The sequence below is a fragment of the Aquitalea palustris genome (assembly GCF_003693445.1).
Taxonomy (GTDB): Bacteria; Pseudomonadota; Gammaproteobacteria; order Burkholderiales; family Chromobacteriaceae; genus Aquitalea; species Aquitalea palustris.
On record NZ_RFAR01000006.1, the window covers coordinates 1 to 22,291 of the forward strand.

A 22,291-nucleotide genomic window follows, 5' to 3' on the forward strand; every position below is an offset into this window, starting at 1 on the left:
GCAAGGAGGCGCAACGCAGGAGCGGGGGTTTTGTCAGCGGGTCTGAAAGCGTTGATTCGAATCAAGGAGGGGGATATGCCCGCGGGATGAAGATGCCGGCAACCAAGCATTACTGTCACGCTGGAGCCCTAACCATGAAGACCCCGCGCTTGTCCTGGCTGCCAAGAAGTGTGTTACTGGCGGCCCTGCCTTTTTCCGTGATGCAGGCCTGGGCGGATACTGCCGCCACCTCGCCTTCCGCCCCGGAAGCGAAATACCAGGGAGCGGCCTCGCCGTTGGCTTCCGAACCCATGCACCAGAACATCAACCCCAAGGCGCCGCCGATGACCGAGGCGGAGTTCGGCCACGCCAAGCAGATTTACTTCGAACGCTGTGCCGGCTGTCACGGGGTATTGCGCAAGGGGGCCACCGGCAAGCCGCTGACACCGGACATCACCCTGACGCGGGGCACCGAATACCTGAAAACCTTCATCAAGTACGGCTCGCCAGCCGGCATGCCCAACTGGGGGACTTCCGGCGAGCTGTCCGATGCCCAGGTGGACCTGATGGCGCGCTATGTGCAGCAGGAACCGCCGACACCGCCGGAATTCGGCATGAAGGACATGCTGGGTACCTGGAAGGTGCTGATTCCGCCGGAAAAGCGGCCAACGCATAAAGAGAACAATCTGGATGTGGCCAACCTGTTCTCGGTCACCCTGCGCGATGCTGGCCAGATCGCGCTGATCGACGGCAATAGCAAGCAGATCGTCAGCGTGCTGAAAACCGGTTATGCCGTGCATATTTCCCGCCTGTCGCAGTCCGGCCGCTACCTGTACGTGATTGGCCGCGACGGCAAGATCAACCTGATCGACCTGTGGATGGCCAAGCCGGACACGGTGGCGGAAATCCGCATCGGCCTGGAAGCCCGCTCGGTGGAAACCTCCAAGTTCAAGGGCTTTGAAGACAAGCTGGCGGTGGCCGGGGCTTACTGGCCGCCACAGTACGTGATCATGGATGGCAACAGCCTCAAGCCGCTGAAGATTGTCGGCACCCGTGGCATGACGGTGGATAACGAATACCACCCCGAGCCGCGTGTGGCTTCGATTGTGGCCAGCCACTTCAAGCCGGAATTCGTCATCAATGCCAAGGAAACCGGCAAGATCATGATGGTGGATTACTCCGACCTGGCCAATCTGAAAACCACCACCATCGATGCCGCCAAGTTCCTGCACGACGGCGGCTTTGATACCACCGGCCGCTACTTCATGGTGGCGGCCAATGCCTCCAACAAGGTAGCCGTGGTGGATACCAAGCTGGACAAGCTGGCCGCGCTGGTGGATGTGGGCAAGACCCCGCATCCGGGCCGTGGTGCCAATTTTGTCGACCCGCAATACGGCCCGGTATGGGCCACCGGCCATCTGGGCGACGACAGCATCAGCCTGATCGGTACCGACCCGGACAAACACAAGGCCCAGGCCTGGAAGGTAGTGCGGGTGCTGAAGGGGCAGGGCGGTGGTTCGCTGTTCATCAAGACTCATCCCAAATCGCACAATCTGTGGGTGGATACCGCACTGAACCCGGATGCCGCCGTCAGCCAGAGTGCCGCCGTGTTTGACATCAATCACCTGGACAAGGGCTTTACCACCCTGCCGATTGGCGAGTGGGCCGGCCTGGGCGATGGTGCCAAGCGTGTGCTGCAGCCGGAGTACAACAAGGACGGCAGCGAGGTGTGGTTCTCGGTATGGAGTGCCAAGGACAAGCAATCGGCCATCGTGGTGGTGGACGACAAGACCCACAAGCTGAAAGCCGTGATCAAGGACCCGCGCCTGATCACCCCGACCGGCAAGTTCAATGTATTCAACACCCAGCATGACATTTATTGATCTGGGATAAGTCCTTGCAGGCATTCCACTGTTGAAATCCGGCAGACAGCGCATGGTCTGTCGGACCGAGGAGAAGACGATGAAACAGCTACTGATTGCACTGGCCCTGGGGGGGCTGATATCGGCCGGGCTGGCAGAGGCGGCCAGCGGGCCGGAACTGGCCAAGCAATACAACTGCCTGGCCTGCCACAGCGTGGATGCCAAGCTGGTTGGCCCGTCCTACAAGCAGGTGGCGGCCAAATACAAGGGGCAGAATGTCACCGCCAAATTGATGCAGAAGGTAAAGGCGGGTGGTTCCGGCAGCTTTGGTGCCATTCCGATGTCGCCTAATCCGCAAGTGCCGGATGCCGACCTCAAGCAACTGGTGACATGGATTCTGGCCCAGTAAGGCGCAGGCTGTGGCTGCTGGCCTGGCTGGCCGCCAGCCTGTGCCAGCAGGCCGCAGCAGCACCGGCCGAAGCGCGCGCCGCTGCGCTGTTGCAACTGCTGCATAAGGATTGCGGTGCCTGCCACGGCCTCAGCCTCAAGGGCGGGCTGGGCAGCCCGCTCACCCCCCAGGCGCTGGCCGGCAAACCGGCCGACAGCCTGGTGGCCACCATTCTGAATGGCCGCCCCGGCACTCCGATGCCGCCATGGCGGCCTTTCCTTTCCGAAGAAGAAGCACAATGGCTGGTTCAACTCTTGCAACAGGGCAGCGCACGTTAGCCCGCCTGCTGGCACCGCTGCTGTGTCTGGCCCTGGCGGGCTGTGCCAGCACGCCGCTGCGCGGCACTGGCGACCTGGGCGTGGTGATCGAACGTGCCAGCGGCAGCGTGCAGATTGTCGATAACAGTCATGCACAATCGCTGGCACGGGTACAGGGCCTGGGTGATCTGTCCCATGCCTCGGTGGTGTTTTCCCCGGATGCCCGCTATGCCTATGTGTTTGGCCGTGATGGTGCCATCAGCAAGGTGGATTTGCTCACCGCCCGGCTGGTGCAGCGGGTGGAGCAGGCCAGCAACAGCATAGGCGGTGCCATTTCCAGCGATGGCCGGGTGATTGCCGCGCAAAACTACAGCCCCGGCGGGGTGAAGCTGTTTGATGCGGACAGCCTGGCCTTGCTGGCCAGTGTTCCGGCCACTACCGGGGCCAATGGCCAGCCATCGCGCGTGGTGGGCCTGGCAGACCTGCCGGGCAAGCGTTTTGCCTATGCCTTGTTCGATGCCGATGAAATCGACGTGCTGGATGCCAGCACGCCCACGGCACCAAAAATCCAGCGCTTTGCGCATATCGGCAAGCAGCCTTACGACGGGCTGGCCAGTGGCGATGGCCGCTATTTCATTGCCGGGCTGTATGGCGAAGACGGGCTGGCCTTGCTCGACAGCTGGCATGCCGATGCCGGCGTGCGGCGCATTCTGGCCGGTTATGGCCGTGGCCGGCAGGCCTTGCCGGTGTACAAGATGCCGCATTTGCGTGGCTGGTCGATTGCCGGCGACTACGCCTTCCTGCCCGCCATCGGCCAGCACGAGGTATTGGTGGCCGACAACCGCAGCTGGGCGCAGGTGGCGACAGTGCAGGTGCTGGGCCAACCGGTATTCGTGATGGCCGAACCGGGCGGGCGGCGGGTGTGGGTCAACTTTGCCTTCCCCGACAATGACAAGGTGCAGGTGATTGATGTGCCGACCCGGCAGGTGATCAAGACCCTGCAACCGGGCCGCGCCATCCTGCACATGGAATTCACCGCCCGTGGCGATGCGGTGTGGCTGTCCAGCCGCGACGACAACAAGCTGCTGGTGATCGACACCGCCAGCTTCGAAGTACGCCGCACCTTGCCGGCGCTGGAGCCGTCCGGCATTTTCTTCAGCAGCCGCGCCAGCCGCATGGGGATGTGATGCCAAACCCGCCAACCCCGTCCGCGCTGCCGCCGCGCAGCCTGCATGCGCTGGACCGTTGCCAGAAGCAGTTTCCGCTCAGCGCCACGCCCTTTGCTGACATGGCCGCCCTGCTGGGTGATGGCTGGACAGCCAGCGAGCTGCTGCAACTGCTGCAGTCAGCCCGGCAGGCCGGTTTGCTGTCACGGCTGGGTGCGGTGTTTGCCCCCAATACCGTGGGCAGCAGCACGCTGGCCGCGCTGGCCGTGCCGCCGGAACGGCTGGATGCGGTAGCTGCCTTTGTCAGCAGCCATGCTGAGGTCAACCACAACTACCAGCGCGACCACCACTTCAACCTGTGGTTCGTGGTGACGGCCAGCGATGCCGCCAACGTGGCCGAGGTGCTGTCGCGCATCCATCTGGCCACTGGCCTGGAACCGCTGAACCTGCCCTTGCTGCGCGAATACCATATCGACCTGGGCTTTGCGCTGGATGGCAGCACTGCCGAGCGCCAGCCGCAGCGCCAGCCGGACCCTATCCGCCCGGACTGGCGCCAGCAACGTCTGCTGGCCGCGCTGCGCGGCGGGCTGCCGCTGCAATTGCGTCCTTTCCAGCTACTGGCCACTGGCTGCGGCCTGACCGAGCAGGAAGTGCTGCGGCAATTGCAGGACTGGCAGGTGCAAGGCGTGTTGCGGCGCTTTGGCGCGGTACTGCGCCATGCCGAGCTGGGCTATCGCCACAATGCCATGTGCGTGTGGCAGATCGACGATGCCGCCAGCCGTGAAGCCATCGCCAGGCGACTGGCGACGGAGCCGGCAGTGACACTGTGTTACGAGCGCCCGGCGCGGCCGCCGCACTGGCCTTACCAGCTGTTCTGCATGATTCACGCGCTGGACGCCGCCAGCCTGCAGGCCGCGCTGGACGATCTGATCCAGCGCCATGGTCTGCAGCGCTATCCGCATGCGGTATTGCCCTCTCTCAAACGCTACACCCAACGCGGAGCCTGTTATGGCCATCACGCATAGCCAGGCACGGCTCAACCCGCTGGAAACCAGCATCGTCAACCAGTTGCAAGGCGGCTTTCCGCTGGATAGCAATCCCTTTGCCCGTGCCGCTGCCGCACTGGGCTGCAGCGAGCGGGCCTTGCTGCAGGGGCTGGATGGCCTGCTGCAGCGTCAGGTGCTCACCCGTTTTGGCCCGCTCTACCAGATAGAACGCATGGGCGGCTGCTTTGTGCTGGCCGCACTCGCAGTACCGCCGGCCCGTTTCGACGAGGTAGCGGCGGCGGTCAACAGCCTGCCTGCGGTGGCGCACAATTACCAGCGCAGCCACAAACTCAATATGTGGTTTGTGCTGGCCGCCGCCAGCCAGGCCGGGATTTCCGCCGCCTGCAGCGCCATCGAACTGCTCACCGACCTTACCGTGCATGTCTTCCCCAAACAGCGCGAATACTTTGTCGGCATGCGCTTTACCGTGGGCGGGCAGGGGGCAGTGGGGCAGCTCAGTGCCGGCTGCGCCAAAAAAGGCGACAGCCACACGCCACCACTGGACGAAGACGACTGGCGGCTGATCCGCGCCACCCAGGCCGGGCTGCCGCTGGTGGCACAGCCTTACCGCCAGCTGGCCGACAGCCTGCAATTGCCGGAAGACATGGTGCTGGCGCGGCTGGGGAGCATGCTGGAGCAGGGGGTGATCCGCCGCATCGGCGCAGTGCCCAATCATTACGCTATCGGCTACCGCGCCAACGGCATGGCGGTGTTTGATGTGGCGGACGAGCTGGTGGACGAGCTGGGCCAGCAACTGGGCCAGCTGGATTGCGTCAGCCATTGCTATCGCCGTCCGCGTCATCTGCCGCACTGGCCGTACAACCTGTTTGCCATGGTGCATGGTGGCAGTCGCCGCGCGGTACGCGAGCAGCAGGGCCAGCTATTGCAGTTGCTGGGCCCGGCCTGCCGCCGCCATGCGCTGCTGTTTTCCACCCGCATCCTGAAAAAATCCGGTCTGCGGGTGTAAGCCGGGATTGATCCCGTTGATACGGGTCAAGGAGCTGGACGGCAGGCGGCCTGCACACTGATGGCCGTCACCATTGCCGGAGCCAGCCATGCTGCGCCTGACACCCTATCTGCAAAGCCTGCTCGACCCGGCAGCCGCGCCCGCCCGTAGCGGCAAACCCGGCGGCCCGGTGGTGATCTGGAACCTGATCCGCCGCTGTAACCTTACCTGTCAGCACTGTTATTCCACCTCGGCCAATAAAGACTTCCTGGGCGAACTGAGTACGGCAGAAGCCTGCGCGGTGATGGACGATCTGTACGCCTTTGGCGTGCGGGTGCTGATCCTGTCCGGTGGCGAGCCGCTGCTGCGGCCGGATATTTTCGAACTGGCCGCCCGTGCCAAGGCCATGGGTTTTTATGTTGGCCTGTCCAGCAATGGCACGCTGATTGATGAGCGCAATATTGCCGCGCTGGCCGCGGTGGGCTTTGACTATGTCGGTGTCAGTCTGGATGGCATCGGTGCCACCCACGACCGCTTCCGCCGCCTGGCCGGTGGCTACGAGCTGGCCTTGCGCGGCATGCGGCTGGCACGCGATGCCGGGCTGAAAGTGGGCCTGCGCTACACCATGACCGAAGACAATGCCGATGACTTGCCTGCGCTATTGCAGCTGCTGGCGGTGGAGAATATCGACAAGTTTTACTTCTCCCATCTCAATTACGCCGGACGCGGCAACAAGCACCGGGCCGACGATGCCCGCCAGCCGCGCACCCGCTGGGCGATGGACTTGCTGATCGACGCCTGCCTGCAGCATATCCGCGCTGGCCAGCCGCGTGATTTCGTTACCGGCAATAACGATGCCGATGCGGTCTACCTGCTGCACTGGGCTGCCCGTCATTACCCGGCTCAGGCGGCGCAGCTGCGCCAGCGCCTGCTGGCCTGGGGGGGCAACGCCAGCGGGGTGAACGTGGCCAATATCGACAATCTGGGCAATGTGCACCCGGACACCATGTGGTGGAAGGTGACGCTGGGCAATGTGCGCCAGCGGCCGTTTTCTGCCATCTGGCAGGATGAATCCCACCCGCTGCTGGCTGGCCTGCGCCAGTCGCCACGGCCGGTGGAAGGGCGCTGCGCCGCCTGTCAGCATCTGGCCATCTGCAATGGCAATACCCGGGTGCGCGCCTGGGAGCTGACCGGCAATTTCTGGGCGGCGGACCCGGCCTGTTATCTGAGTGACGAGGAAGTAGGGGTGACCAGCGGCGTGCATGCGCTGGCACCGCTGACGCCATGGCACAGGGAGACTGCCTGATGAAATACTGGCTTGTTTTATTCGGCATAGCTCTTAGCCTGCCGCTGCAGGCTGCTCCCACCGCAGAACCCTCCGCCGCCGCGCAGTTATACGGCCAGCATTGCCAAAGCTGTCACGGCGCGGACCGCTTGGGCGGCATGGGCCCGGCCTTGCTGCCGGAAAGCCTGGAGCGGCTGAAAAGCGCCGAAATCAGCAACACCATCCGCCAGGGCCGCAGCGCCACCCAGATGGCCGGTTTTGCCGACCGGCTTAGCGATGAGCAGATCAGCCAGCTCACCGCCTATGTACAAAGCGCTCCGGCCATGCCGCCGCGCTGGAGCGATGCCGACATGCGTGCCTCGCACCGCCAGCCGGTGGCGCTGGCCAGCCTGCCGGCCAAGCCGCAATACAGCGCCAATCCGCTCAACCTGTTTGTGGTGGTGGAGGCGGGCGATCACCATGTCACGGTGCTGGATGGCGACCGCTTTCAGCCCATTGCCCGCTTTGCCAGCCACTATGCGGTGCATGGCGGGCCCAAGTTTTCCCCCGATGGTCGCTTTGTCTATTTTTCCAGCCGCGATGGCTGGGTGACCCAGTACGACCTGTACAGCCTGCAAGTGGTGGCGGACATCCGCGTGGGTTTGAACACGCGCAATATCGCGGTATCGGATGACGGCAACTGGATTCTGGCCGGCAACACCCTGCCGCAAACGCTGGTGCTGCTGGACGCGCATGGCCTGACCCCGGTGAAAACCATTGCGGTGCAGGATGGGGCTGGTCATCCGTCGCGGGTGTCGGCCGTGTACGAAGCCGCACCGCGCCACAGCTTTGTGGTGGCCTTGAAAGATGTGCCGGAACTGTGGGAAATCAGCTACGACCGCCACGCCGCGCCGGTTTACCCCGGACTGGTGCATGACTACCAGATGGGCGAGGCGCTGGGTCAGCCGGGTTTCCTCACCCCGCGCGTGACGCCGCTGTCCATGGTGCTGGACGACTTCTACTTCGACCCGTCTTATCAGCATGTGCTGGGTGCCTCGCGCAGCGGTCAGGCACAGGTGATCAGCCTGGATGCGCGTAGCAAGGTGGCCGACCTGCCGCTGGATGGCATGCCGCATCTGGGGTCGGGCATCAGTTTCGAGCGCGATGGCCACCGCATCATGGCCACGCCCAATCTCAAGGGTGGTCAGCTCAGTTTCGTCGACATGGATAGCTGGCAGTTGATCAAGCAAGTGCAGCTGCCGGGGCCGGGCTTCTTCCTGCGCAGCCATGAAAACACCCCCTATGCCTGGGCCGATTCCATGATGAGTGCGCACAAGGACACGCTGTCCATCATCGACAAGCGCAGTCTCAGCGTGGTGCGCCAGCTGGTGTTGCGGCCGGGCAAGACTACCGCCCATGTCGAGTTCACCCGCGATGGCCGTTATGCGCTGGTATCGGTGATGGAGAATCCGGGCGAGCTGATCGTGGTGGATGCGCAGACCCTGCGTGAAGTGGCCGCGCTGCCCATGAGCAAGCCCATCGGCAAATACAATGTGTTCAACAAGGTAAACCGTTCGGAGGGTACCAGCCACTAGCGCGCAGGGCGCACTGCGACAGCGTGGCGGCCCGGTGCGTGTTGGCGAACTAGGCCGGTCGAACTAGTTTCCTTCCTGCTTACAGCGCATGGTGGCTTTAAGGCCAGTGGCCTATAGTCGCCAGCGTGGGCGGTATCGGCCGGCTGGATGTGGCGCCGCTTGTTATCCACCCGGTTTGGCATACGGAAATGACCATGGCTACTGTTGATATCCCTTCTTTCTTGCGGCACCAGCCGCTGTTTCAGGAATTGTCTGAAGCGCAGATCCAGGCATTGGTGCCGTTCACCCATGAAGTGCGAGGGGGTAAGGGGCAGGTCGTGTTCCAGAAGGGCGACCCGTGCGATGGCATGTTTCTGGTGGTGTATGGCCGGGTGAAACTGGCTATTTCCTCCGCCCAGGGCAGTGAAAAGGTGATGGAGATCATTCATCCGGGGCAGAGCTTTGCCGAGGCGGTGATGTTTCTGGGGCGGCCCTGCCCGGTGATGGCGCAGTTTCTGGAAGACGGTTTTTTGCTGAAAGTGGAAGCGCAGGCCATTTACCAGGCTATAGAGCGCGATGCCGCATTTGCCCGCCGCTTGCTGGCCGGCCTGGCCATGCGCCTGCATGGCCTGGTGCGCGATGTGGAGCGCTACTCCATTGAAAATTCCCTGCAACGGGTAACCGGCTATCTGCTGCAGAATGTCGACCCGCAGCGCGGGCCCATGCCGGTGGTGACGCTGCCGGTCAACAAGAACCTGATTGCCTCCCGGCTCAACCTGACGCCGGAAACCTTCTCGCGCATGCTGCATCAGCTGAGCGAGGCCGGGCTGATTGAAGTCAATGGCCGGGAAATCGTGCTGCTGGACGCCGACCGCCTGCAGGGCGCGGCCGACTGAATCAGTTTTTCAGCAGGATGGCGATCAGGTCGGACTGGGTAATGATGCCGCACAGCTTGCCATCGGCATCCACCACCGGCATGTGATGCAGGCCGCCATCGGAAAAAGCCCGGCTCAGGGCGGTAATGGGCTGCAGGGCGGCAACATGGCGTACCGGGCTGGTCATGATGTCGGCCACCGTGCCGCGGTCCCAGCCGGGGCTGCCGGGCAGGTGGGCTGCTTGCCCATCGCGCGGCAGGAAAAAATCATGCAGTGACACAATGCCGGTCAGCATTTGCGCAGGGCTGACCACCGGCAACGCCTTGATCTTGTGATGGGCCAGCTTGTCCCAGGCCTCCTGCAAGCTGGCATCCGGCGCAATGCTCACCACATCGCGCGACATGATGTCCGCGCAGTGAATACCCCCCAGCCGGCGCTGCTGTGCCTGCTCCTCTGCCGCCGTCAGAATGGCGAGCAAATCCTCTTCGCTGATATCCAGTACCTCGCCATGCGCGGCCAGGGCCTGGTGCAGATCCTGCTGGCTGATGGCGCGGCGCTGGCTGGGCAGCGGGTCGGCCGTGTGGTGCGCGTTGGGGGCGGGCTGAGGCCGGTGCGGATAGCCCCGGCGCAAGGCATTGTTGAACAGCAGGGCCATGCCCAGCATGAGGGCGGAGTTGACCGCCACCGGCCACAACACGAACTGGTAACCCAGCGCGTGGATGGCCGGCCCACCCAGCACCGCGGTAATGGCGACTGCCCCGCCAGGCGGGTGCAGGCAGCGCAGCTGGAACATGGCGGCAATGGCCAGCGCACCAGCCAGGCTGGCGGCCAGTGCCGGGTCGCCAATATACCGGGCACAGCTCACGCCAATGGCCGCCGACAGCATATTGCCGCCGATGATGGACCAAGGCTGGGCCAGCGGGCTGGAAGGCACGGCAAACAACAAGACGGCAGACGCCCCCATCGGTGCGATGAACCACGGATTGACCTGACCCAGGAACAGATGGCTCAGCAGGGCGGTCACCTGCAGCCCCAGGCCGGCCCCAATGCAGCCATAAAGACGTTCGCGACGACCCGCGCCCAGGGTGGGCGGGATAAAACCCTGCAAGAAGTTAAGGATTGGGTTCATGAAGTCAGGCAGGTTCACCGCCGGGATGGATGGGGTGATTATCATATCGCATTACGATACAAATGACTTGCCTGATTATTACCCGGTCTTGAGTGCTTGCTGGATATTCAGCAGCAAATCGGCCGATGGGCTGTCTGCCAGATCCTTGAGCAGCAACAATTCATCACGATGGGCCTGGGCCAGTTTTTCCACCAGCTCCAGCCCCTTGGGCAGCAGGCTGATTTCCACCTGCCGGCCATCGTTTCTGCCGGGGGATTTACGCACCAGTTGCTGAGACTCACAGCGATTGATCAATCCCACCACGCTGTGATGGTGGGATTGCAGCCTTTCGGCCAACTCGGCCACCGTGGCCCAGTCCCGGTCTGGATAGCCTTGTACCTGCAACAGCAACTGGTATTGCAAGGGCGTGATGCCATGGCTTTGCGCCAGCTCCTCGCTGAAACGCAAGAACTGGCGCAAGCGGTAACGGAAATCGGCCAGGTATTCGAAATCCTGTTTGCAAAGCGGGCTGGACATGGGCGGGCAGGGCAAAGATGATGCGCTACCTTAACATATCCAAGCCGCAGCCAAGCTGCCGACCGCTGGCCTAGAGCAGCGGCAGCATCAGCAAGGCCACCACGAACAGCCATACCAGTGCACCCACTGAAAACACCGTGTAGGCCATGGACTGGGTGCTGACCGAATCATCATGCTCAAACAGGGCATCCAGCCCGTGATAGGTAAGGGCACCGGATGCCAGCAGGCCGAGCAGGCCGCAGGCCATGTTGAACAGCGGGTAAGGCAGCAGCAAGGTCAGTGTGGATAGCCAGATGGGCAGCGGTGCAATGGCCGCCAGGCGATAGCAGTCGGCAAAGGCCGGGCGGGCAGGGGCATGTACCGACTGGCGGATGACCCAGGCCATCAGCGGCACCGCCAGCCAATTGGTCGCCAGGAATAACAGGCTGATCAGCACCCAGTGGGCAAAGGAAACCTCTGCTCCATAGACATCGCCATGAAAACTGGCGGCAAACAGGATCATCGCCGTACCCAGCAGCGAACCGGGCAGAACCAGGCGATAGAAACTGGCAGAGAGCGTGGGATGGGATTGGGACAAGCTGTCCCAGCTATGGCCTGACGACCACAGCATGCGCAGGGGGCTAAGTGGGCTCATGGCATTCTCCTGGATAAACAGCAGGGTGGTCAGTTAAATATATCGTAGTACGATATAAATACAATGCCGATTTGTGATTAGCCAGCTGAAAACCATGTACAGGTTTGCAAAGAGACATGCTGCATGCGCGGCGGTTGGCATCAGCCCTGGCCGGAGCGCCGACCGTGCGATAAAAAATCGTCTGCCAGTCAGTGGGGGGAGGGTGCTATTTCATGCTGCGCAAAGGGCTGAGTTCGGCCACGGTCATGGTGAATACCAGCAGTTCATCACTTTGATTGGCGTAGTGGTGCGGCCCATCGGTACGGGCGACTGCCGCCATGCCTGCCCGCAGGCTGGAGAGCGCATCACCCACACGCAACTGCAATTCGCCTTGTTCGACATGAAACAGCTCGAAAGTCCCCAGCGGATGCCCTGGCGAAGTGAATACCTCGCCCGGCTGCATTTCCCAGCGCCACAGTTCCACCATGTCCGGGCCGCTGCTGCCGGCCAGCAAGCTGGCGGAGCCGCCAGCTGGCCCGCGCCACAGCACGGGAATGTCAGCTTGCTCGATAAGGTGAATGGCCGGCGTGCTCGCCACATTCACGATATCCGCTACGGAAATGCCCAGTGCTGCCGCCAGCTTGCACAAGATGGCAATGCTGGGGTTGGCGCTGCCTTTTTCGATTTCCACCAGCATGCCCTTGCTGATGCCAGCCCGGCGCGACAGCTCGTCCAGCGATAGTTTTTGCTCTTTGCGATATTGCTTTAGTCTGCTGGCCAGCGCTGCGCTGATGGATTCGGCATCGGCACCCGGATCGGTCATTATGTTGACTGTTTTGGACATTGGTCGATAGTATGGGATGAATCAGTCAGTAAAGGATACCGCAATGTCAGCCTTTTTGCCGTCAATCAGTCCGGAAATCGCCACGATTGCCCCCGGCTTCCGGGCCATCAGCCTCCGCGTGGAAGCCGCCACGCTGACCGTGCCGGAGCTGGGCGCACAGCAGTTGCAGGAGGCCTGCCGCTTTGTCCAGAACGGCGGGGCAGCATGGGCCGATGCCCACCTGCAGGCATGGGCCGAGGTGTTCCGCGCCTTTGGTGCCAAGCCGCAGCGGACGCCATGTTCGGCCGAGGCCCTGCGCAAGCGGGTGTTGCGTGATGGCAGCCTGCCGGCCATCGATCCGGTGGTGGATCTGTATAACGCCATTAGCCTGCGCTATGCCATTCCGGTGGGGGGCGAAAACCTGGCGGCTTATATTGGCCAGCCCAGGCTGGTAGTCGCCGATGGCAGCGAGTCGTTCGACACCATGAAAGAAGGCCAAGCCGCCCTGGAATCCCCCGAGCGTGGCGAAGTGGTGTGGCGTGACGAACAAGGAGTGACCTGCCGCCGCTGGAACTGGCGGCAAGGGGTGAGAACCCGGCTGAGTGCGGCCGACCCGCAGATGTGGTTCATCCTGGAAAGCCTGCCGGCCATGCCGCTGGAGGCCTTGCAGCAGGCTGGAGCCGAGCTGGCGCAGCGCATTGCGCAGATGATGCCCGGTTCGCATATCGAGTCCAGCCTGTTGACCCTGGCCTGATCCAGTGTGGCCAAACGGCTGCGGCACGCAATGACGGCAGGTTTTGCCAGTTACCGTCTCTGCATCCGGCCTATGCTGGCTGACACGCGGCCTGCTGCCATTTTCCGATCAGATCCATGATCTCGTGGTCGGTGCGCGGCATGGCAGCATCGGTGGCCAGCAGGCCCTTGTCCCGAGCAAAGGCCACCATTTGCAGCAGTAAGGAGGGCTTGAGTCTGGCGGCCAATAGCATTGCCTGGTCCAGCAAGATCTGGCTGCGCTCGCCAAAGCCGATGAGCCGTCCCGCGGCAAACAGGGCGATATCATCTGCCAGGCGGCAGGCCAGATCGACATCATGGGTGGAAAACACGATGGTGATGCCGCATTGCATCAGGCTTTGCAGGATTTCAATCAGCTGGGCAATGCCTGCGTGATCCAGCCCGGCGGTGGGTTCATCCAGTAGCAGCACCTCCGGCGCCATGGCCAGGGCACCGGCAATAGCCACCCGTTTCTTTTGGCCGCCGGACAGCATGTGCGGTGGGCGATTTTCCAGCCCGCCCAGGCCCATGGCCTGTATTGCCGCTTCCACCCTTTGCCCTGCCTCGGCCGCTGTCAGCCCCTGATTCAATGGTCCGAAGGAGATGTCTTCATAGACCGAGGCGGCAAACAGCTGGTCATCGGCATCCTGCAGCACCAGGCCCACCTTGCTGCGCAGCAGGTTAAGCCCCTGGCGCGAGTAGGCTACGGGCTGCTGCTGCAGCAACACGCGGCCATGCTGTGGCCGCAAGGTCCCATTCAGATGCTGCAAGAAAGTGCTCTTGCCCGAGCCGTTTGGCCCCAGCAAGGCCAGGCAGCGGCCCTGGCGGATGGACAGATCGATACCTGACAGCGCGATGACATCGCCGGGAAAGGTATAGCCCAGCTGCTGGACACTGAGAATGGTGTTCATGAAAAAAGGCTTCCCATCAGCAATACGCTGCCCAGTAACAGGCTGGTCCATGTCAGGCGGGCCAGCGACAGTGGCCGGGTGCGCCGCAGGACCTTGAATTCGCCATTCCAGCCGCGGGCGGCCAGGCCGTTTTCCATTCTGCCGGCCCGGTCCATGGCGCGTGGAAACAGATTGGCCAGCAGCAGGCCGAGTGAGCGCAGTTGTTGTTTGCGATTGCGCTGCCCCAGTCGCGCGGCCTGGGCCGTATGCATGGCGCTGGCGGTGTCCAGCAGCAGAAACACCAGCCGGTACATGATCAGGCTGATTTCGGCGATTTCGCGCGGCAGGCCGATCTTGCGCAGGCTGGCCAGGATGTCGGTCACCGGGGTGGTCAGGGCTAGCAGCAACAGGCAGCAGATGCCGGCGAACGATCTGAGCAGCAGACCGCATACGACGGGCAACCCTGCCGCCGAGAAGCTCAGGTCATGACGCCCGACATCAAACAGCATGGTCAGCCCGGCAGTCAGCAGGAAGCCGGCGGGGATCAGGGCACAGCGCAGCCAGAGTCGCAGCGGCACCCTGGCGCCCAGCAGCGTCACACCCAGTACGCTGGCGATGATGCAAGGGGCGGTCGGCCAGGGTGGCAGGCTGATGGCCAGCAGCAACATGCCAATGGCCAGCAGGGCTTTTTCCAGTACCGGCCTTTCCCGCCAGCGACTCAGATGCGCATATTGATCAATGCTCAGCGTCATCGCGGGCGGCCAGTCCCTGGCGTTTGCCGATGACATAGCCGATGACGCCGGCTCCAATGGCTGCCTGCAAGGCAAACAGCAGGCTTTCCACTTCGCCGCTTGGCGGCTCCCAGATGGGGGTGAACCAGGGCTGGTAGCCCGGCTTGGCGTGGGTAATGGCCGCGGTGGCCTGGTCGTCCGAGCCGGCAAACTTGCCTTCGACCAGCAAGAGCGGCAGCACCACCAGCGCGACGCTGCCCAACAGCAGCCATTTGCTACGGGATGACTTGGCCATTAGCGTGTCTCCCCGGCAAGAATGCTGACTTTCCTGATATCGGCCACCTTGCCGGCCAGCGCATCCATCACCACCACCGTCAGCATGCCCTCGGCAATGGCCAATGGCACTTGCGTCAGCGCGAAGATGCCACCGAACTTGATGGCGGCGGTTGTGAAGCCACCCACCGGGTCTGGGTAAGCCAGCGCCAGCTGGATGGAGGTGGTGATGTAGGTAGCCAGATCGCCCAGCGCCGCGGCAAGAAACATCGACACCGCCACCGACCAGCCAAGGCGCTGGCCCAGTTTCCATAGTCCATAGCTGACCCAGGGGCCGACGATGGCCATGGAGAACAGGTTGGCCCCGAGCGTGGTCAGGCCGCCATGGGCCAGCAGCAAGGCCTGGAACAGCAAGACCATCGCCCCCAGTACCGCCATGACAGCAGGCCCGAATACCACCGCGCCAAAGCCGGTGCCGGTAGGGTGGGAGCAAGACCCGGTGACGCTGGGCATTTTCAGGGCGGACAAGACAAAGGCAAAGGCACCGGCAGCGGCCAGATTCATTCTGGCTTGCGGGCGTTCCGCCAGGATTTTGCGTATGCGCCAGACACCGCCGGCAAAGAAGGGAGCAGAAACGGAATACCAGGCAAGACAGTGCTTGGCCGGCAGATAGCCTTCCATGATGTGCATGATGAAGATCCACAGAGAACATGGCGCGGACTCTGCACGCAGCCCCCCGGCAGCATGACAAGCGCGCTCACAGACGATGATGGCAGGTCTCCTGACTTCCGGCTCCAGCAGCCTTGCTCGTCTTCCCGGCTTGGTGTCTTGCTGGTGGATGCAGCCAAGACAGCCAGTGACATGATGCGCAAAGCCTAACCGATTACAGTTGCGGGGGCAGTTGCAGCATTGCACTGCATTCCCTTTTCACCGGCGCTGCCGGCACCATCAATGGCCGTCAGGATACGCCAAGTTCATGCCCTGCGCAAAACGGCAGTCCCGCCGCCGGCCATGGCGGCAGGGTGGCTGCCTAGCCGGTGTGGCGGCCTGTCGAGGTGGCCGCTCTGGCCGGCGCGGGTATCAGCCAGCCACACAGGGTGCAGGCCAGCAAAGCCCCCAGCAGCTGGGCCGCGATGAAGCCGGGCGTGTCGGAGGGCCGGATGCCGGCGAAGGTATTGCTGGCTGCCCGCGCCAGGGTCACTGCCGGGTTGGCGAAGGCGGTGGAAGCGGTAAACCAGTAGGCCGCGGTGATATAGCCAGCCACGGCATAGGGCAGTGCGCTGCGGTGCTGGCGCGCACAAGCCAGGATGGTGGCGATCAGGCCGAAGGTGGCGACAAGCTCGCTGAGCCATTGCGCCGGGCCGCTGCGCAGATGGGTGGATATGCTGAACAGTGGCAGCCCGAACATGCCGTGGGCCAGTGCGACCCCCAGCAGGGCGCCGGCGAGCTGAGCCAGCATGTAGGCCATGACATGGCGCCATGGCATCTCTCCCAGCCAGCCCATGCTCAGGCTGACGGCCGGGTTGAAATGGGCTGCCGACACCGGGCCGAATACCAGTATCAGCACGGCCAGCCCGCAGCCGGTGGCCAGCGAATTGGCCAGCAGGGCGATGGCGACATTGCCGCCCGCCAGCCGTTCGCCCATGATGCCCGAGCCCACCACGATGGCCAGCAGCAGGGCGCTGCCCAGCGCTTCGGCAACCAGGCGCCTGGCCAGCGTGCTCATGCCAGCCCCAGCGCGTGGCGTACTGCCGGCACCAGTCGCTGGCGGATATCGTCGCGTACCTGGATGAAGCTGGCCAGCGCTTCGCCATGCGGATCGTGAAAACCGACATGAATGCGTTGCACGGCACCCGGAAATACCGGACAGGACTCGTTGGCCTTGTCGCACACGCTCACGACCAGATCGATATGCTGCGCCATGACCTCGCTCAGCTCCTTGGGGTAGAGCCCGTCTGTTGCCAGGCCAAGCAGTTTGAGTGCGGCGATGGCGCCAGCCGCCACCTCGGGCTGGGGGTGGGTGCCGGCGGAAATGGCGTGCACCTGGCCTGCCAGCTCATGGTTCAGTATGGCTTCACCCATTTGCGAACGGCAGGCATTGCCGCTGCACAGTACCAGTACGGTTTTGCGATCCGTCATCAGCTTTCCTTGTGTGCCAGGCAGCAGCGCTCGCTGCCTTGGTCCGGGCCATCCATGCTGGGCAGGCAGGATGTTCCCTGGCAGCAGTTGCTGGTCAGGAAGGCGAGCAGCCCATCCATGGTGTTGAAATTTGCCGCGTAACGAATGAAGCGGCTTTCGCGTTGGCCATCGATCAGCCCGACCCGGCTCAGGTGTGACAGGTGAAAGGACAGCGTTGCCGGCGCAATGCCCAGACGCTCGCCAATGGTGCTGGCATAAAGGCCGCCTGGGCCGGTTTCCACCAGCAGGCGAAAGATGGCGAGCCGTGTTTCATGACCGATGGCGGCAAGGAGTTCTGCTGCAGTTAATATTTCCATAATTCGATTATTGTCGAAATATAGGTCTGGGTAAAGTGATGCTTTTGTTACCCCGGCATCTCTGTGCATCTCTGCGTATCTCTCGGCCTGTCTCCCGGTCTCTATCATTTTTTCTGCATGTACTTCCTTTTTTGCCCTCTGGCCGCTGCCCGCTCGTGCAGGGATGGTGAGCGACGCTGCTGATAGGCATGTGTGTGCAACAGGCGGCTGCAGGCTGGTATCTGAAATATTTGATTAGAAAACAGCAGCTTGGACTGTGCTTTTGCTATTGATGCGCGCAGGAAAACTGGCTTTTGTCATATTCGATAAGAAAAATTACAACACTTTTAAGAAAATTCTTTTCAACTTGAAGATGCTGAGTTTACAATTGTAAATAACAACAGCTTAAACACTTAATATCTAATTCGCCGGGCTCCATGGGAGCCGCTGCGAGTAGGCAAGGCTGTTGTGGGTGGTTTGCGAGTGTTCTGGCTGGCTGCGCATCAGGCAGCGGCGATGAAAGCTTGCGGGGAAGGGCGCCAGGGCTGGCGTCCTGTCTGGGGCAGTGTGCTGCCCTGTTCATGCGATGGAGTTCTACAAAATGAAAAAGATTGTTTCGGTCTTGGTAATCGGGTTGGGCATCTACTCTGCTGGCGCGCTGGCAGCGGATGGCACCATTACCATCAATGGCAAGATCACTGCCAATACCTGCACCATCACCGGCACCAGTGGCAGCAATGTCACGGTGACCCTGCCGACGGTATCCACCTCGGCGCTGGCGACTGCCGGCCAGGTTGCCGGTGTCACCCCGTTTGCGCTGAGCCTGAGCAATTGTAACGGTACCAGTGCCCAGACTCATTTCGAACTGGGTGCCACCGTGGACCAGACCACGGGCAACCTGTTCAATGCCAGCGGTTCCGGCATGGCCACCAATGTGGAAGTACAGCTGCTGAACAATACTTTCCAGGCGATCAATGTGGCCACCAATACCAATTCGCAAACCGTCACCCTGTCCGGCAGCTCGCCGAACAAGACCGGCACCATGAACTACTACGCCCAGTACATCGCCACCGGTGGTGCATCCACCGCGGGTACGGTGAATACCAGCGTGCAGTACTCGATGATTTACAACTAAGCAGCACCCGCCCGGTGGTCTGGGGAATGTCTCCCCGGATCGCCAGGGCAATCGTTGAGGCAGGTGCAGAATGAAAAAAATAGCGAAATTCGGGGCAGTCGTATTCACCAGCATGGCCATGTTGCTGGCATCCGCCGTGCAGGCCAATGTGGTGATTACCGGGACACGCATCATCTACAAGTCGGATGATCGCGAAGTCACCATCAAGATGGACAATGTTGGCCATGACCCGGCGCTGGTACAGGTGTGGGCTGATCGTGGCAATGAAAAGTCCGAACCCACCACGGCCGATGCGCCCTTCCTGATCATGCCGCCGATTTTCCGGGTCGACCCGGCCAAGGCCCAAACGGTGCGCCTGACTTTTACCGGCGATAGCGTGCCGCCAGACCGCGAGTCGGTGTACTGGCTGAATATCCTGGATGTTCCGCCCCTGCCCAAGGCGAGCAATGAGCAGCACAACTATGTGCAGGTGGCTTTCCGTTCCCGCCTCAAGTTGTTCTATCGCCCGGCCGGCCTGCCCGGCAATCCGGATGACGCGGCTGACAAACTCAGCTGGCAGCTGGTGGCGCTGGGGGGGAATCTGGGCTACGCCTTGCGTGCCAGCAATACCAGTGCCTTTCATGTCTCGCTCAATTTCAGTGCCATCCAGCTGGGTGGTCATGAATACCGCAGCGAGGGTGGCATGATCGCTCCCGGTGGCAGCACCGATTTCAAGCTCAAGGGGCTGACTGCACGCCCCGCTGGCCAGGCCGTGCTGCTCTACGAAAGCATCAATGATTTTGGTGCTCCGGTGGCGCACAGCCTGCCGCTGAATCCTTGATCAATCAGGACCGGGTCGCCGCGACGACATGTCGTGTGGGGCGGCCGGGTTCATGTCAGATAGCGTGCTGCCATGATGAAAAATCCTAGCCGGCAGGCCTCGGCCTGCTGGATGCCCAAGCCATTGAGCCTGATGCTGCTCGCCGTGTTCAGTCCGGCGGTGGCGTGGGCGGTCGATGCCAATCCGGTAGACGGTGCTGCGGCACTGAGCGATGTGCAGTTCAATCCGGCTTTTCTGGGGAAGACTCCGGATGGCAAGCCGCTGGACCTGTCACGCTTCAGCGGTAGTGGCGCGGCACTGCCGGGCACTTATCGCGCTGATGTATTCGTCAACATGAGCTGGCTGGGGCGGCGCGATGTCGTGCTGCGCGAGGGGAATGATCACAAGGTGGTGGCCTGCTTTAACCGCGCCATGCTGGATGAAATGGGTGTGGATTTCAGCCGGCTGCAAAACAGCGATACCCTGACCCGGCAAGATGCCAGCCGTTGCCATGAGATCGGTGCCATCGTGCCGGGGGCGCTCAGCAGCTTCAATGCTGGCGATCTCAAACTGGATGTCAGCATTCCCCAGTTGTATGTCCACAGCCATGCACGTGGTTATGTTGACCCGCAATACTGGGATGCGGGTGCACCCTTTGCCGGTTTCATCAACTACAACACCAACGCCTATCGCTATGACAACGGCAGCGCCGGCAAGACCACCCAGTATTACCTCGGCAGCAATGCCGGGTTGAATATCGGCGAATGGCGGCTGCGCCATAATGCCGCGCTGACGCAGCAGAACTACCAGAACCAGTCCGGCGATGGCCGCCATTACCAGAGCATTTCTGCCTATGCCCAGCATGACCTGACTGCATGGCAATCGGTGTTGACGGTGGGCGACAGCTTTACGCCATCCGATTTGTTCAGCTCGGTGGGCTTTCGCGGGGCTCAGATCAATTCCGACGACCGCATGCTGCCGGAATCGATGCAGGGCTATGCGCCGGTTGTGCGTGGCGTGGCCGAAACCAATGCCCGCGTATCCATACGCCAGAACGGCAATCTGATCTATGAAAACACCGTGCCGCCGGGCGAGTTCCAGATCAACGACTTGTATAACACCGGCTATGCGGGTGATCTGAATGTCACGGTAACCGAAGCCGATGGCCGCACCCGCCAGTTTGTGGTGCCGTATGCCGCCGTGCCGCAGCTGCTGCGTGCCAGTCAGTCGCGCTACAGCATCACGGCAGGTCAGCTGCGCGATGAAAGCCTCAATACCCAGCCCAAATTTATCCAGGCCACCTACCAGCGTGGTTTGAATAATACCGTCACCGTCTATGGCGGGCTGATCGCAGCCGAGCACTATCAGGCCGGCATGCTGGGGGTGGCGCTGAATACGCCGTTTGGTGCGCTGGCCTCCGATGTGACCCAGTCGCAAGCGCGCGATCTGCCTGCTGCGGCAGGTCTGGGTACGCAGCTGACCGGTCAGAGCTACCGTGTCACCTATAGCAAGCTGCTGGAAACCACCCGTACCAACTTCACCGTGGCGGCTTATCGCTATTCGACCGAAGGCTATCTGGAGTTCAACAGCTATGCCGCGCTGATCAATCAGAGCAGCGTGGTCTACCGCACACGCAACAAGTTCCAGCTCAATGTCGACCAGCCGCTGGCCGAGGGCTGGGGCCATGTGTTCGTCAGCGGCTCCACCCAGGATTACTGGAACCAGCCCGGACGTGACCTGCTGTATCAGGCCGGCTATTCCAATAGCTACAAATGGGGCAGCTTCAGCGTGTCGGCCGGGCGCAGCAAGGATTCGCAGAACAACAACACCACCCAGTACATGCTCAGCATCTCGATTCCGCTGGGCAAGCAGCCCACTTCGCCCTTGCTTACCGCCAGCCTCAGCCGCGACAGCATGCACAATGGCAGCGAGCAGCTGTCACTCAGTGGCTCGGCCGGCGAAATGCGCAATATCAGCTACAACGCCTACGCCAGCGCCAACCAGTTCAATGGCAAGGACAGCAGCACGGGCGGCGGCGGCAATCTGCAGTACGCCACCTCGGTCGCTACCTTCTCGGCTGGTGCCAGCAGCATGGGCAATACCTCGCAGCAATCGCTGGGGGTGAGCGGTGCGCTGGTGTTCCACCCCGGCGGTGTGACGGCAGCACAGTCACTGGGCGAGTCCATCGCGGTGATCGAAGCCCCGGGCGCAGAAGGTGCCATGGTCAATAACGTCAACGGTGTCCGGGTCAATCACGACGGCTATGCCGTGGTCACCAACCTGATGCCATACCGGCAAAACGACATCACACTCGACCCCAAGGGCATGAATGAAGACGTGGAGTTGCAGGAAACCTCCAGCAAGCTGGCACCGCGCTCCGGCGCCATCGCCATGGTGAAATTCCCCACCCAGCAGGGCAAGCCGATGATTGTCCACTTGCGCCAAGCCAATGGCGACAATCTGCCCGTGGGGGCCAGCGTACAGCAGGCCGACGGTACCGAGCTGGCCATGGTGGGGCAGGGTGGTCGCACCTTCCTGCGAGGCCAGGAAGGCAAGCCGCTGCGCGTGAGCTGGGGGGCACAGGCCAAGCAGCAATGTAGCTTCAGCTATGTCAGTCCGCTGCAAGACGCCGGGGAACGCAAGAACAAGGGCTATCTGCAAGCGGAAGCGGTATGCCAGTAGTCACCCGATGGTCCGTGCGGCCTGCCTTGATGCATGGC

Annotated in this window: 24 protein-coding genes and 1 riboswitch; of the genes, 13 read left to right on the forward strand and 11 right to left on the reverse strand. The window is 62.2% G+C overall.

Annotation, left to right across the window (positions count from 1 at the left end):
- The first annotated feature begins 134 nt into the window (after positions 1-134).
- The 9 genes from EAY64_RS02025 to EAY64_RS02065 all read left to right on the forward strand — a co-directional run bounded on the left by EAY64_RS02025 (position 135) and on the right by EAY64_RS02065 (position 9,438).
- A complete protein-coding gene (locus EAY64_RS02025; protein ID WP_103523120.1) occupies positions 135-1,862 on the forward strand; it encodes a cytochrome D1 domain-containing protein in 1,728 nt (575 codons plus the stop codon).
- A gap of 79 nt (positions 1,863-1,941) precedes the next feature.
- Positions 1,942-2,250, forward strand: coding sequence for a c-type cytochrome (locus EAY64_RS02030; protein ID WP_103523121.1), 309 nt, complete (start codon positions 1,942-1,944; stop codon positions 2,248-2,250).
- The gene (locus tag EAY64_RS02035; protein WP_103523122.1) at positions 2,232-2,567 is read left to right on the forward strand and encodes a c-type cytochrome; all 336 of its coding nucleotides are present in this window, start codon (positions 2,232-2,234) and stop codon (positions 2,565-2,567) included. Before EAY64_RS02030 ends, EAY64_RS02035 begins: the two co-directional genes overlap by 19 nt.
- The gene (locus EAY64_RS02040) at positions 2,528-3,733 is read left to right on the forward strand and encodes a cytochrome D1 domain-containing protein (protein ID WP_103523123.1); all 1,206 of its coding nucleotides are present in this window, start codon (positions 2,528-2,530) and stop codon (positions 3,731-3,733) included. Before EAY64_RS02035 ends, EAY64_RS02040 begins: the two co-directional genes overlap by 40 nt.
- Positions 3,733-4,737 carry a siroheme decarboxylase subunit beta gene (gene ahbB, locus EAY64_RS02045; protein WP_103523124.1) on the forward strand — a complete coding sequence of 335 codons (1,005 nt, stop codon included), beginning with the start codon at positions 3,733-3,735 and terminating at the stop codon, positions 4,735-4,737. Before EAY64_RS02040 ends, ahbB (EAY64_RS02045) begins: the two co-directional genes overlap by 1 nt.
- The gene (ahbB, locus tag EAY64_RS02050) at positions 4,721-5,725 is read left to right on the forward strand and encodes a siroheme decarboxylase subunit beta (protein ID WP_103523125.1); all 1,005 of its coding nucleotides are present in this window, start codon (positions 4,721-4,723) and stop codon (positions 5,723-5,725) included. Before ahbB (EAY64_RS02045) ends, ahbB (EAY64_RS02050) begins: the two co-directional genes overlap by 17 nt.
- Positions 5,726-5,813: 88 nt before the next feature.
- Positions 5,814-7,010: a heme d1 biosynthesis radical SAM protein NirJ gene (gene nirJ, locus EAY64_RS02055; protein ID WP_103523126.1), complete on the forward strand. Its 1,197-nt coding sequence runs from the start codon at positions 5,814-5,816 to the stop codon at positions 7,008-7,010.
- Positions 7,010-8,563: a cytochrome D1 domain-containing protein gene (locus EAY64_RS02060; protein WP_103523127.1), complete on the forward strand. Its 1,554-nt coding sequence runs from the start codon at positions 7,010-7,012 to the stop codon at positions 8,561-8,563. The genes nirJ and EAY64_RS02060 overlap by 1 nt, the downstream gene beginning before the upstream one ends.
- Positions 8,564-8,757: 194 nt before the next feature.
- Complete coding sequence (locus EAY64_RS02065) at positions 8,758-9,438, forward strand: Crp/Fnr family transcriptional regulator (protein ID WP_103523181.1); 681 nt, start codon at positions 8,758-8,760, stop codon at positions 9,436-9,438.
- 1 nt (position 9,439) lies between these two features.
- Here the strand turns inward: EAY64_RS02065 and EAY64_RS02070 are convergent, their stop codons facing one another.
- The 4 genes from EAY64_RS02070 to EAY64_RS02085 all read right to left on the reverse strand — a co-directional run bounded on the left by EAY64_RS02070 (position 9,440) and on the right by EAY64_RS02085 (position 12,498).
- Complete coding sequence (locus EAY64_RS02070; protein ID WP_103523182.1) at positions 9,440-10,546, reverse strand: HPP family protein; 1,107 nt, start codon at positions 10,544-10,546, stop codon at positions 9,440-9,442.
- Positions 10,547-10,624: 78 nt separating this feature from the next.
- A complete protein-coding gene (locus EAY64_RS02075) occupies positions 10,625-11,062 on the reverse strand; it encodes a MarR family transcriptional regulator (RefSeq protein ID WP_103523128.1) in 438 nt (145 codons plus the stop codon).
- Positions 11,063-11,132: 70 nt separating this feature from the next.
- On the reverse strand, positions 11,133-11,696 hold the full coding sequence (locus tag EAY64_RS02080) for a YIP1 family protein (protein ID WP_103523129.1): 564 nt from the start codon (positions 11,694-11,696) through the stop codon (positions 11,133-11,135).
- Positions 11,697-11,901: 205 nt separating this feature from the next.
- Positions 11,902-12,498 carry a helix-turn-helix domain-containing protein gene (locus EAY64_RS02085; protein ID WP_226034123.1) on the reverse strand — a complete coding sequence of 199 codons (597 nt, stop codon included), beginning with the start codon at positions 12,496-12,498 and terminating at the stop codon, positions 11,902-11,904.
- Positions 12,499-12,562: 64 nt separating this feature from the next.
- Here EAY64_RS02085 and EAY64_RS02090 point away from each other — a divergent pair, with 64 nt between their 5' ends.
- Positions 12,563-13,252 carry a B3/B4 domain-containing protein gene (locus EAY64_RS02090; protein WP_103523131.1) on the forward strand — a complete coding sequence of 230 codons (690 nt, stop codon included), beginning with the start codon at positions 12,563-12,565 and terminating at the stop codon, positions 13,250-13,252.
- A 70-nt stretch (positions 13,253-13,322) separates the two neighbouring features.
- Here EAY64_RS02090 and EAY64_RS02095 read toward each other — a convergent pair whose 3' ends face one another.
- From EAY64_RS02095 to EAY64_RS02125, 7 genes are all read right to left on the reverse strand, one after another.
- A complete protein-coding gene (locus EAY64_RS02095; protein WP_103523132.1) occupies positions 13,323-14,180 on the reverse strand; it encodes an energy-coupling factor ABC transporter ATP-binding protein in 858 nt (285 codons plus the stop codon).
- Positions 14,177-14,911 carry a cobalt ECF transporter T component CbiQ gene (gene cbiQ / locus EAY64_RS02100; protein ID WP_158604595.1) on the reverse strand — a complete coding sequence of 245 codons (735 nt, stop codon included), beginning with the start codon at positions 14,909-14,911 and terminating at the stop codon, positions 14,177-14,179. Before cbiQ ends, EAY64_RS02095 begins: the two co-directional genes overlap by 4 nt.
- Complete coding sequence (locus tag EAY64_RS02105) at positions 14,895-15,185, reverse strand: energy-coupling factor ABC transporter substrate-binding protein (RefSeq protein WP_103523134.1); 291 nt, start codon at positions 15,183-15,185, stop codon at positions 14,895-14,897. The genes cbiQ and EAY64_RS02105 overlap by 17 nt, the downstream gene beginning before the upstream one ends.
- On the reverse strand, positions 15,185-15,853 hold the full coding sequence (locus EAY64_RS02110; RefSeq protein ID WP_103523135.1) for an energy-coupling factor ABC transporter permease: 669 nt from the start codon (positions 15,851-15,853) through the stop codon (positions 15,185-15,187). The genes EAY64_RS02105 and EAY64_RS02110 overlap by 1 nt, the downstream gene beginning before the upstream one ends.
- A 64-nt stretch (positions 15,854-15,917) precedes the next feature.
- Positions 15,918-16,128: riboswitch (cobalamin riboswitch) on the reverse strand.
- A 65-nt stretch (positions 16,129-16,193) separates the two neighbouring features.
- Positions 16,194-16,889, reverse strand: coding sequence for an aquaporin (locus EAY64_RS02115; protein WP_103523136.1), 696 nt, complete (start codon positions 16,887-16,889; stop codon positions 16,194-16,196).
- Entirely contained in the window at positions 16,886-17,302 is a 417-nt protein-coding gene (locus tag EAY64_RS02120) for an arsenate reductase ArsC (protein WP_103523137.1), read from the reverse strand. Before EAY64_RS02120 ends, EAY64_RS02115 begins: the two co-directional genes overlap by 4 nt.
- Positions 17,302-17,658, reverse strand: coding sequence for an ArsR/SmtB family transcription factor (locus tag EAY64_RS02125; protein WP_103523138.1), 357 nt, complete (start codon positions 17,656-17,658; stop codon positions 17,302-17,304). Before EAY64_RS02125 ends, EAY64_RS02120 begins: the two co-directional genes overlap by 1 nt.
- Before the next feature lie 580 nt (positions 17,659-18,238).
- Here EAY64_RS02125 and EAY64_RS02130 point away from each other — a divergent pair.
- The 3 genes from EAY64_RS02130 to EAY64_RS02140 all read left to right on the forward strand — a co-directional run bounded on the left by EAY64_RS02130 (position 18,239) and on the right by EAY64_RS02140 (position 22,253).
- Positions 18,239-18,772, forward strand: coding sequence for a fimbrial protein (locus EAY64_RS02130; RefSeq protein WP_103523139.1), 534 nt, complete (start codon positions 18,239-18,241; stop codon positions 18,770-18,772).
- A gap of 70 nt (positions 18,773-18,842) precedes the next feature.
- On the forward strand, positions 18,843-19,592 hold the full coding sequence (locus EAY64_RS02135) for a fimbria/pilus periplasmic chaperone (protein ID WP_103523140.1): 750 nt from the start codon (positions 18,843-18,845) through the stop codon (positions 19,590-19,592).
- A gap of 72 nt (positions 19,593-19,664) precedes the next feature.
- On the forward strand, positions 19,665-22,253 hold the full coding sequence (locus EAY64_RS02140) for a fimbria/pilus outer membrane usher protein (RefSeq protein ID WP_103523141.1): 2,589 nt from the start codon (positions 19,665-19,667) through the stop codon (positions 22,251-22,253).
- The last annotated feature ends 38 nt before the right edge of the window (positions 22,254-22,291 follow it).